Source organism: Serratia sp. OLAL2 (assembly GCF_002752475.1).
GTDB classification, from domain to species: Bacteria; Pseudomonadota; Gammaproteobacteria; order Enterobacterales; family Enterobacteriaceae; genus Serratia; species Serratia bockelmannii.
In genome coordinates, this window is the sequence record NZ_MSTL01000016.1 from 572,159 (window position 1) to 583,700 (window position 11,542).

Below are 11,542 nucleotides of genomic sequence, written 5' to 3' on the forward strand. Positions count from 1 at the left end.
GTACCATGGAGACACCATTAACCGCACTGCAGCAGGCCTATCTTCTGGGCCGCAGCGATCGATGGCCGCTGGGCGGCGTGGCGATGCACGACTTTCGCGAATACCGTGCCCGGCAGCTGGACGTACCGCGCCTTGAAGCGCGCCTGACCGAGCTGGTTCAACACTACCCGGCACTGCGCACCTGCATCGATGTGCCGCGCGGCACGCAGCACGTACGCCCGGAGGTGACGCTGCATCTGGATAGACACGATCTGCGTGCCCTTGATGGTGAAGCGGCGCAGCGCCAGGTCGAACAACTGCGCGCGCGTTACTCCCACCAGCGCCACGATCCGAGCCAACCGCTGTGGCGCATCGCCGTGATCCAACTTGCCGAACAGCAGGATCCGACGGGATCGCCGTACGATACGCTGATCTTTACCAGCTTCGATGCCTTGATCTTAGACGGCCAGGGGATCTCCACCGTGATCGCGCGCCTGTTCGACGATCGCCCTCTGGCGCCGACCGCCGCCGCCTTGCCGCCCCCCGCCGCATCGGCGGCGCAACGCCAGGCCGATGCCGCCTACTGGCGCGAAAAGCTGCAGGATGTCACCACCCCGTCGGCGTTGCCGTGGCGCGCCCCGCTCGCCAATCTCACCTCATCACGCTATCGCCGCGCCAGCCTGACGTTGCCGCACGACACGGTTAAACAGCTTGGCCGTCTGGGATCGCCGCATGCGCTGCTGCGCAACAGCCTGCTGTCGGCGCTGATCCTCGATACGCTGGCCCACTGGACCACCGACGGCGAGCTGTGTGTCGGGGTGCCGGTGGCGTTCCCCGCAGCCGACGGCGCCCTGGGCAACGCCTCCAGCTTCGTGGCGGTGCGCTATTCCCGCCACGGCGAAGATTTTATCCAGCGCGCGCAAGCCTTGCAGGACGACGTGCTCGGCGCGCTCGATCACCTGGCGTTTTCCGGCGTCGATCTGGCGCGGCAGTTGCTCGGCCAGAGCCAGGGCGGCCCGGCGCTGCCGGTGATCCTGACCAATTGCCTGGGTTGGGAAACGCTGCCAGCCGAGGCGCCGGTGCGCTTTCACGACGGCCTGACCCAAACGCCGCAGGTCGCCATCGATATCCGCCTGACGTTGGACAGCGAAAAAAATCTGCAGCTGTGCGTGGACTACGCCGAGCAGGCGCTGCATGGCGAACAGGTAGAAGCGATGCTGGCGGCGTTGCAGCGACGCATCCTGCACAGTTGCCAACGGGCCGACCTGGCGATCGCGCCGCGCGACTTCATCGATCTGGCGCATTACCGCCACAACGACAGCGAAGCGAATTACGCGCCTTATCCTTATCTGGCGCAGCTGGCCGAGCGGTTGTTCGGCGCGCAAGACGGCGGCAATGCGCTGATCTGCGGCGAGCAGACGCTAACCTACCGCGAGCTGGGCCAGCGGATCGCCACGGCGATCGCCAACCTGCAGAGCCGCGGCGTGCAGCCGGGCAACGTGGTGGCACTGTATCTGCCGCGCAGCCCGGAACAGATCATCTTCAGCCTCGCCTGTGCCCTGCAGGGCGTGATCTGGGTGCCTATCGATATCAACTCGCCGCCGGAACGCACCGCCTACCTGCTGGAGAATTGCCGGCCGACGCTGGTAGTGCACGGCGGCGATCTCGAAACGCCGATCGGCGTGACGCCGGCGACCCTGCTGGCGCAGGCGGATCGCGCACCCGCGCTGCCGGATGAACGGACGCTGGTTGAACGCAGCGCCAGCCAGGCCGCGAGCTACTACCTGTATACCTCCGGCACCACCGGTAAGCCTAAATGCGTGGTGCTTAACAACCGCGCCACCGCCAACGTCGTGCACCAAACCCAACAGCGCTGGAGAGTCACCGCCGACGATGTCTTCATTTCCGTCACGCCGCCGCACCATGACATGTCGATGTTCGATCTGTTCGGTTCGCTGTGCGCCGGCGCCACGCTGGTGCTGCCGGCGCCACATCAGGAAAAGGATGCCATCAGCTGGAACCAACTGGTGGAAAAACATCGGGTCACCCTGTGGTGTTCGGTACCCGCCATTCTGGAGATGCTGCTCACCTGCAAAACGGCCGACAGCCTGCGCTCGCTGCGCCTGGTGGCGCAAGGCGGCGACTATATCAAGCCGGCGACGGTACAAACCCTGCGTACCCTGCACCAGGATCTCGCGCTGTTCTCACTCGGCGGGCCGACCGAAACCACCATCTGGAGCATCTGGCACCCGATCGCCCCACAGGAGAGCGGCACCGTGCCTTACGGCCGCCCGCTGCCGGCTAACCGCTACTTCATCTGCCATGACGACGGCAGCCACTGCCCGGCCGGCGTGGTCGGCCGCATTCACACCGCCGGGGTGAACCTGGCGTTAGGCTATCTGGAGCAGGGGGAGCTGAAGCAGCACGATTTCGTTACCCTCGAAGGACCGGACGGGCAACCGCTGCGCGCTTTCCGCACCGGCGATCAGGGCTATTACCGTGCGGACGGCAACATCATGTTCGCCACCCGGGTGAACGGCTATGTGAAGATCCGCGGCGTGCGCGTCTCGCTGCCGGAAATCGAAGACGTGCTGCGCCGCCATCCGGCGATCCTGGATATGGTAGTGGTGGATTATCCCAGCGGAGAGAACAACGAGGCAGCGCTCGGCGCCCTGTATCTGACCCGCGACGGCAAGCCGCTGCCGCTGTCCGAGATCCGCGCCTTCGCCACCGGCTATCTGCCCTGTACCCATATCCCCACGCGCTTTATCCATGCCGAGGCGCTGCCGCTGTCCGCCAACGGTAAAACCGATCGCCATCGCATCCGCGCCGACCTGAGCCACCAGCAAACCGCGCCGGCGTTGAACGCCTGCGCGGCCCCGCCGCCGAACGCACCGGTGGCGCGCAGCGCCGAGATCCTGACCATTTACTGGCAGGCGATTGGCGTAACGCCGCGCCCGGAATGGGGGGAAGAGACGGCGTTTATCGCCATGGGACTGAAGCTGCCGCATATCAAACAGGTGGCGGCACGCCTCAATGACGCTTTCGGCACCCGTCTGGTAAGCAGTGCGCTCTTGCCATGCAAGAACGCACGCGAAGTGGCGGCGTTGCTGGCCAGCTGAAACCATACCACTCGGGCGGGGACATCCCCCGCCCGCATTTTCTCAGGCGGGTAACGCCGTCAGGGCCGCCAGCGGTTGCTCCCAGGCTTCCTGCTGCAGCGCACGCAACAGAAATTCTTGCAGCGCCTCGCCATAGTCCAACGCATCCTCCGTCGGGAACTGTTCCAGATAAATATCGATATCCACCTGCAGATCGCGGGCGTCGGTGCGGCCGCGATACGTCAGGTTAAAACCGTCGCCCGAGCCGCCGGCCAATACGCTGCGGGTACCGCGACAGCCAGTAAAACGAGGCGCATCGAAGGGTTGCACGTTGATGAAGGGGGAAATAAAGAAGCGCGAGCCCGGATCCACACCGCGATCGGCGGCCAATTGGCGCAGACGGTAGCCGGCGTGGCTGCGCAGCTCCCGCAGCTGCTGCGTCAGCGTGGTGAGAAAGCTCCCCAGCGTCTCCGCTTGCGGCGGTGACACCAGCAGCGGCAGCGTGTTGACCGCCAGCGAAGGCACGTTAGTGGCTGCCTGCCCACGGCGATTCATCGCCGGCATCCACATCGGCAGCGTATCGCCTTGCCGGGCACAGCGCGGCATCACCTGAAACAGCCAGGCCGCCGACAGCGCCACCAGCAAGTCGGGCCAATTGATGCCGCTACGCTCCGCCAACTGCGCCAGAGAGTGCGACACCGCCGCCGGCAGCCGGTGGTGGGTGCTCAGACGCCGTACGCCATAGGCCTCACCGCCCTTGCGCACCGTCGGCAGCACCTGCGACGGCGGCAGATAGGTCTGCCAAAAGCGCCGATCGCGCTCGCATCGCTCAGAATCAGCGTAGGCCAGCTCGGCCTGTTGAAAGACGTCGAAGGCGCCCAGAGGCATACCTGCGCTGCCCTCACCCAGATAGTGCGCATATAACGCGGCGCAGCGGTGTTCGATCAGGGCCATGCCGAAGCCATCAACCAGAATATGGTGCGCACGCACGTACCAGAGGTAGCGCTCCGGCCCCAGCTTGAGCAGCCAGGCTGCGGCTAACGGTTCGCTGTGCAGCGCCCGGCGCTGCGCGATATCTTCGCGCATCAGGTTTTGCGCCGCCTGCCAGGGATCGTCGTGCGTTTGCAGATCGATGCGTTGCAATGGCGGTGTGCGCTGTGGATCGTAACGTAACAGCGGGGGAGAGTCGCCATGCCGCTCACCAAAGCGCAAGGCAAACGCCTGCGTCTCGGCGAGAGTGGTGGCGATCGCCCGGCAGAGCGTCTCTTCCTCTACCGCGCCGCACAGTTCGGTGCAATGTGCGACGGTGGACAGAGTCTGCCCAGGGTGCAAGGTGTTTTCTTCCCAGAAATCAAGCTGCGCTGGCGCCAGCGGCAACCATTCAGAGGCCAAAGCGGTGTCCGACATGTTACCTACCTTTGATAAGCCCGAATAAAGACGCCGAACGGGCGTACCCCCGCCGTTCAACGGCTTTTGCGTGTCTCCATACATCATCAAATGAAAATGATAATAACACCTATTATCATTTCTATTAATTTGGTAACACTTTAGATTTTGTTAAGCGGGGATGCAAGTCGCGCAGTTGGGCAGAGAAAAGAAAGTGGCAGGTTGAAGGGCCATAAAAACAAAACGCCCCGGCACAACTGCCTGGGGCGTTTTTAACGTCGGCGATACTCGTGATTAGGCCTGGTTGGCCGGCTTCACCTTCTGCGCCAGAAACTCCGTTTCGTAAGCCAGCGCCTTCTTGCGATCGAACTGGTGCTCCCACTTGGCGATCACCAGTACCGCCAGCGCGTTGCCCACCACGTTCAGCGCGGTACGCGCCATATCCAGGATACGGTCCACGCCGGCGATGAACGCCAGGCCTTCCAGCGGGATGCCGACGCTGCCCAACGTCGCCAGCAGCACCACGAACGAGACCCCGGGCACGCCGGCGATCCCTTTCGAGGTTACCATCAGCGTCAGCACCAGCACGATCTCCTGCCCCAACGACAGTTCGATGCCGTACAGCTGGGCGATAAAGATAGCGGCGATGCTCTGGTACAGCGTCGAGCCATCCAGGTTAAAGGAGTAGCCAGTCGGCACCACGAAGCTAGTGATCGACTTGGGCGCGCCGTAAGCCTCCATCTTTTCGATGATGCGCGGCAGCACCGTTTCCGAGCTGGCGGTGGAATAAGCCAGGATCAGTTCGTCTTTCAGGATGCGGATCAGCGTCCAGATGCGCAGATTGCACAGCCGGGCGACCGCCCCCAGCACCACCAGGGCGAAGAACGCGATGGCGAAGTATACCAGCAGCACCAGCTTGGCCAGCGGCAGCAGCGAAGCGAAACCGAAGTTGGCTACCGTGACCGAAATCAGACCGAATACCCCGATCGGCGCATAGCGCATGATCATGTGGGTGACTTTGAACATGCTCTCGGACACCGCCTTGAACACCTTCAGCAACGGCTCTTTGGTCTCTTTCGGCAACGACGACAGCCCCAGACCGAACAGCACCGAGAAGAAGATAATCGGCAGCATGTCGCCCTTGGCCATCGACGAGAAGACGTTCGATGGGATCAGCGACAGAATGGTCGCCACCAGACTGTGCGAACCGCTTTGCACCTGTTCGGTGGTTTTCTCATACTGCGAAATGTCCACCGTGGTCAACGTCGACATGTCGATGCCGTGGCCGGGTTGGAATACGTTGGCCAGCGTCAACCCCACCACGATGGCGATCGTGGTGATCACTTCGAAGTAAATAATGGTTTTCAATCCGATGCGGCCCAGCTTTTTCGCATCCCCCACGCCGGCAATACCGACGATCAGCGTGGAAATAACGATCGGCACCACAATCATCTTGATCAGACGAATAAAGATATCACCCGCCGGGCTGAGAATATTGCTGACCAGCCACTCACGAGATTCTGTCTGGTTGTGCAATACCGCGCCAACAATAATACCCAGTACCAACGCGATCAGGATTTGCCAAGCCAGGCTAATTTTTACACTTTTCATACCCAAAAAGTCCTCAAAGACTCTTTGCGCCGTACAAAGTCGCAACACGGCGAAAAGAATACTTAATCATTTATTACAGGCTTATGTTAATTCAGTGGAAGCGTTCACCTGCCCTGGGTGCGACGCAGTATAAATCTGTATCATCCGGGCGGCATGCTCTGCAAGCCTTGATTTGTCAGGGTTGAGCGCTGAATCGAATCACAAAAATTTCGCGTAACTATTTCAAATGGCATAATTGCTTGTTATTAAAAACATAATTTTTCAGATAATGAAGCACATAACCGCGCCGGTGACGTTTTTTTGAACGCGATTAAAATGCGTTATTTTTCGTCCATTCTGCATATTTAGTCCGCACCGAATGTTTATATTTTGTTACTCAAAAGTCAAATAAATGGGAATTGGCCGAGTGACATTTTCACCCATAAATGCAGCGCCATTTTATATTTAGATTAAAAATCGAACGATACCGCAGGATGAATGCCATAGGGTATTTCCCGAGTTTTCATCAGGTATGAAGCATTCATAGAACGTTATTTCACGATGTGCCGTCCATCGTTATATCGCGTTAATACCAACTTCGAATATTAATAGCGAAAAATAATCAAAAAAGATTTATAGCGCGAAATAATGCTGGTCTCTCCCATCCTTATTAAGCGCGAGGCAAATACCCTCGCCTTTTTTTATTCTTTTTTGTTCTTTAGGTAAGTGTTTTTGGTTAAAAACGTGGGTTTATGAGGATTTAAGCGCCAAATAGATAGATATGTCCTGCAAATGCGACAGAACGATTACAAATCAATATCTTTGTTGCGTGATCTGCCGCGCAAAAAAGAAACAAAGAATCGTAGCAAACTATACTTAACCTTCAGTTGACATATCATTAACAACTTCAAGGAGAAAAGCTATGAGCCAACTGCATAAACACGCTATTCCTTCTGCAATTGCAGAACGCGCCCTGATTAATCCGGCACAATACCAACAGTATTATCAACAGTCGGTTCAAGACCCAGAGGCTTTCTGGGGTGAGCATGGCAAAATCCTGGACTGGATCAAACCCTATACCAAAGTCAAAAACACCTCGTTCGATCCGGGCCACGTCAGCATCCGTTGGTTTGAAGACGGCACGTTGAACCTGGCGGCCAACTGTCTGGATCGTCATTTGGCCGAGCGCGGCGACCAGACCGCCATTATCTGGGAAGGCGACGACCCGACCCAATCCAAAAAGGTGACTTACAAACAGCTGCACCATGACGTCTGCCAGTTCGCCAACGTGCTGAAAAAGCTCGGCGTGAAAAAAGGTGACGTGGTGGCTATCTATATGCCGATGGTGCCGGAAGCGGCGGTCGCGATGCTGGCCTGCGCGCGTATCGGCGCCGTACATTCGGTGATCTTCGGCGGCTTCTCACCGGAAGCGGTCGCCGGACGCATTATCGACTCCAACGCCAGGCTGGTGATCACCGCCGATGAAGGCCTGCGCGCCGGCCGTGCCGTGCCGCTGAAAAAGAACGTCGACGATGCGCTGAAAAATCCCGGCGTAGTCAGCGTGGCCAACGTCGTGGTGTTCCAACGCACCGGGAAACCGGGCTACTGGCAGGAAGGGCGCGATCTGTGGTGGCATGAGCTGACCCAGGGCGTCTCCGCCGACTGCCCGCCGGCAGAAGTGAACGCCGAAGATCCGCTGTTTATCCTGTACACCTCCGGCTCGACCGGCAAACCGAAAGGCGTACTGCACACCACCGGCGGCTACCTGGTCTACGCCGCGATGACCTTTAAGTATGTGTTCGACTACCACGACGGCGACATTTATTGGTGCACCGCCGACGTGGGCTGGGTCACCGGCCACAGCTATCTGCTGTACGGCCCGCTGGCCTGCGGCGCCACCACGCTGATGTTCGAAGGCGTGCCTAACTATCCGGGCGTTAATCGCCTGTCGCAAGTGATCGACAAGCACCAGGTCAACATTCTGTATACCGCACCGACCGCCATTCGCGCCCTGATGGCCGAAGGCGACAAGGCGATCGAGGGCACACGACGCGATTCGCTGCGTATCATGGGCTCGGTCGGCGAGCCGATCAACCCGGAAGCCTGGGAGTGGTACTACAACAAGATAGGCAATGCAAAGTGCCCGATCGTCGACACCTGGTGGCAAACCGAAACCGGCGGCTTCATGATTACCCCGCTGCCTGGCGCCACCGAGCTGAAAGCCGGTTCTGCTACGCGGCCTTTCTTCGGCGTACAGCCGGCATTGGTCGATAACGTCGGCACACCGCAGGAAGGCGCCTGCGAAGGCAACCTGGTGATCGTCGATTCCTGGCCGGGCCAGGCGCGTACCCTGTTCGGCGATCATGACCGCTTCGAGCAAACCTACTTCTCGACTTTCAAAGGCATGTACTTCAGCGGCGACGGCGCACGCCGCGACGAAGACGGTTACTACTGGATCACCGGCCGCGTCGATGACGTGCTGAACGTCTCCGGCCACCGTCTGGGCACCGCCGAGATTGAGTCCGCGCTGGTATCGCACCCGAAAATCGCCGAAGCGGCGGTGGTCGGCATTCCTCATAACATCAAAGGCCAGGCGATCTACGCCTACATCACGCTGAACCACGGCGAAGAACCGACGCCGGAGCTCTATACCGAAGTGCGCAACTGGGTGCGCAAAGAGATAGGGCCGATCGCCACGCCGGACGTACTGCACTGGACAGATTCGCTGCCCAAAACGCGCTCCGGCAAGATCATGCGGCGTATCCTGCGCAAAATTGCCGCCGGCGACACCAGCAACCTGGGGGATACCTCTACGCTGGCGGATCCGGCCGTCGTCGACAAGCTGTTGGAAGAAAAACAATCAATGAAAGTGCCGTCATAATTTATGCCGCTTCAGGCCGCTCAATCCGGATCACGCACCGTTGAGCGGCCCTGGCGCGGCGTACTCTCTCAATACCGACTGGAGACACTCTGATGAATGACACCATTTATCAAGGGATTGAAGAAAACCCGCGCTTTAAAGAGCTGGTGAGAAAACGCGGCCGGTTCGCCTGGCTGCTTTCACTGATTACGCTGGCGCTGTACGTCGGCTTTATTCTGTTGATCGCCTTCGATCCGCAATGGCTCGGCACGCCGATCGCCGCCGGATCGACCATCACCCGCGGGATCCCGGTCGGCGTCGGGCTGATCGTGATCTCTTTCGTCTTGACCGGGATCTACGTGTTTCGCGCCAACGGCGAATTCGATCGCCTCACCGCAGAGATTCTGCGTGAGGTGAAACAATGAAGCGCTTATTGTCCGCCGCCGCGCTGCTGTTGCTGCCCGGTCTGGCCTGCGCCGACGCCATTGGCGGCGAGGTGCATCGCCAGCCGCTGAACATCCAGGCGATCGTGATGTTTATCCTGTTTGTCGGCGCCACGCTCTACATCACCTATTGGGCCTCCAAACGCACCCGTTCCCGTCAGGACTACTACACCGCGGGCGGGCGCATCACCGGCCTGCAAAACGGGCTGGCGATCGCCGGTGACTTCATGTCCGCCGCCTCGTTCCTCGGTATCTCCGCCCTGGTCTACACCTCGGGCTATGACGGACTGATTTACTCCATCGGCTTCCTCATCGGCTGGCCGATCATTCTGTTCCTGATCGCGGAGCGCTTGCGCAACCTCGGCCGTTATACCTTTGCCGATGTCGCCTCTTACCGTCTGCAGCAGAAACCGATCCGCACCCTCTCGGCCTGCGGCTCGTTGGTGGTGGTGGCGCTGTATCTGATCGCGCAGATGGTCGGCGCCGGCAAGCTGATCCAGCTGCTGTTCGGGCTCAACTACCATGTGGCGGTGATCCTGGTCGGCATCCTGATGGTGCTGTACGTGCTGTTCGGCGGCATGCTGGCCACCACCTGGGTGCAGATCATCAAGGCGGTGCTGCTGCTGGCCGGCGCCAGTTTTATGGCGCTGATGGTGATGAAGTCGGTTAACTTCGACTTCAATACCCTGTTCGCCGAAGCGGTGAAGGTGCATCCGAAAGGCATCGCCATCATGAGCCCCGGTGGTCTGGTCTCCGATCCGATTTCTGCGCTCTCGCTTGGCCTGGCGCTGATGTTCGGCACCGCCGGTCTGCCGCACATCCTGATGCGTTTCTTCACCGTCAGTGACGCCAAGGAAGCGCGCAAGAGCGTGTTCTACGCCACCGGCTTTATCGGTTACTTCTATATTCTGACCTTTATCATCGGCTTCGGCGCCATCTTGCTGGTCAGCGCCAATCCGGCGTTCAAAGACGCCACCGGCGCGCTGCTGGGCGGTACCAACATGGCGGCGGTGCACCTGGCCAATGCCGTTGGCGGCAACTTCTTCCTCGGCTTTATCTCGGCGGTAGCCTTTGCCACCATTCTGGCGGTCGTCGCGGGCCTGACGCTGGCCGGCGCCTCAGCGGTTTCCCACGATCTGTACGCCAGCGTGATGAAAAACGGCAAGGCGACCGAGCGTGACGAGCTGAAGGTCTCCAAGATCACCGTCGTGGTATTGGGCCTGGTTGCTATTGCCCTGGGGATTTTGTTCGAGAAGCAGAATATCGCCTTTATGGTCGGACTGGCGTTCTCTATCGCTGCCAGCTGTAACTTCCCTATCATCATCCTGTCGATGTACTGGTCGCGTTTGACGACCCGCGGCGCGATGATTGGCGGCTGGCTGGGTCTGTTAACGGCGGTGATTCTGATGATCCTCGGCCCGACGATCTGGGTGCAGATCCTCGGCCATGAAAAACCGATTTACCCGTATGAATACCCGGCGCTGTTCTCGATGATCGTGGCCTTTGTCGGCACCTGGCTGTTCTCGATCACCGACAGCTCGCTGGCCGGGCAGCAGGAGCGGGAACGCTTCCGGGCTCAGTTTGTCCGTTCGCAAACCGGGCTGGGTATCTCTCAGGGCAGCTCGCATTAACCGAATAATAAGTGAAAAAAAGCAAACACACCCTAATCAAAGGCCCTTCGGGGCCTTTTCTCTGGCTGTTTATCGGAGAGAAGCAGGGAAAAGCAGCGCAGCCTAGCTGCGCTTTTTTGCGTTTTACGCACAGCAAAAAGCCCTGAACGTCAGTTCAGGGCTTTCGGCTTTATTTTATGCCTGGCAGTTTATGGCGGGCATCCTGACTGCCCCCCTTCGGGCCGTTGCTTCGCAACGTTCAAATCCGCTCCCGGCGAATTTGTCCTATACAATTCGTCTCATCCTGAAACTCTCCCCTCCGGGGCCGCCGCGAGCGGCGTTAAGGCCCGTTCCCGACGGGCCTTTCGCATGCCCATGCTCGTGCAGAACGCCAGATAACAGACAAAACAAAAAGCCCCATGCTTTCGCATGAGGCTTGTTGTTTTATTTGATGCCTGGCAGTGTCCTACTCTCGCATGGGGAGACCCCACACTACCATCGGCGCTACGGCGTTTCACTTCTGAGTTCGGCATGGGGTCAGGTGGGACCACCGCGCTATTGCCGCCAGGCAAA

Annotated in this window: 6 protein-coding genes and 1 rRNA gene; 4 read left to right on the forward strand and 3 right to left on the reverse strand. The window is 59.4% G+C overall.

What is annotated here, in order from left to right:
* Positions 1 to 5 precede the first annotated feature (5 nt).
* Positions 6 to 3,101: an amino acid adenylation domain-containing protein gene (locus BVU99_RS11550; protein ID WP_099817633.1), complete on the forward strand. Its 3,096-nt coding sequence runs from the start codon at positions 6 to 8 to the stop codon at positions 3,099 to 3,101.
* A 42-nt stretch (positions 3,102 to 3,143) separates the two neighbouring features.
* Here BVU99_RS11550 and BVU99_RS11555 read toward each other — a convergent pair whose 3' ends face one another.
* Together BVU99_RS11555 and gltP are read right to left on the reverse strand one after the other, a co-directional pair.
* Complete coding sequence (locus tag BVU99_RS11555) at positions 3,144 to 4,487, reverse strand: condensation domain-containing protein (protein WP_099817632.1); 1,344 nt, start codon at positions 4,485 to 4,487, stop codon at positions 3,144 to 3,146.
* Between the two features lie 273 nt (positions 4,488 to 4,760).
* Positions 4,761 to 6,077, reverse strand: coding sequence for a glutamate/aspartate:proton symporter GltP (gltP, locus tag BVU99_RS11560; protein WP_043142347.1), 1,317 nt, complete (start codon positions 6,075 to 6,077; stop codon positions 4,761 to 4,763).
* Positions 6,078 to 6,978: 901 nt separating this feature from the next.
* Between gltP and acs the strand changes: the two genes are divergently transcribed.
* The 3 genes from acs (at position 6,979) to actP (ending at position 10,990) form a co-directional block, all read left to right on the forward strand.
* Complete coding sequence (gene acs / locus BVU99_RS11565) at positions 6,979 to 8,937, forward strand: acetate--CoA ligase (RefSeq protein WP_025304955.1); 1,959 nt, start codon at positions 6,979 to 6,981, stop codon at positions 8,935 to 8,937.
* Positions 8,938 to 9,029: 92 nt separating this feature from the next.
* Positions 9,030 to 9,341, forward strand: coding sequence for a DUF485 domain-containing protein (locus tag BVU99_RS11570; protein WP_004930047.1), 312 nt, complete (start codon positions 9,030 to 9,032; stop codon positions 9,339 to 9,341).
* Positions 9,338 to 10,990, forward strand: coding sequence for a cation/acetate symporter ActP (gene actP / locus BVU99_RS11575; protein WP_025304954.1), 1,653 nt, complete (start codon positions 9,338 to 9,340; stop codon positions 10,988 to 10,990). Before BVU99_RS11570 ends, actP begins: the two co-directional genes overlap by 4 nt.
* Before the next feature lie 432 nt (positions 10,991 to 11,422).
* Here actP and rrf read toward each other — a convergent pair.
* Positions 11,423 to 11,538 (reverse strand): 5S ribosomal RNA (gene rrf / locus BVU99_RS11585).
* Positions 11,539 to 11,542 lie beyond the last annotated feature (4 nt).

Coding starts and splice junctions, on each gene's coding strand:
- BVU99_RS11550 (WP_099817633.1), top strand. CDS start 6: ATGGAGACACCATTAACCGCACTGCAGCAGGCCTATCTTCTGGGCCGC.
- BVU99_RS11555 (WP_099817632.1), bottom strand. CDS start 4,487: ATGTCGGACACCGCTTTGGCCTCTGAATGGTTGCCGCTGGCGCCAGCG.
- gltP (WP_043142347.1), bottom strand. CDS start 6,077: ATGAAAAGTGTAAAAATTAGCCTGGCTTGGCAAATCCTGATCGCGTTG.
- acs (WP_025304955.1), top strand. CDS start 6,979: ATGAGCCAACTGCATAAACACGCTATTCCTTCTGCAATTGCAGAACGC.
- BVU99_RS11570 (WP_004930047.1), top strand. CDS start 9,030: ATGAATGACACCATTTATCAAGGGATTGAAGAAAACCCGCGCTTTAAA.
- actP (WP_025304954.1), top strand. CDS start 9,338: ATGAAGCGCTTATTGTCCGCCGCCGCGCTGCTGTTGCTGCCCGGTCTG.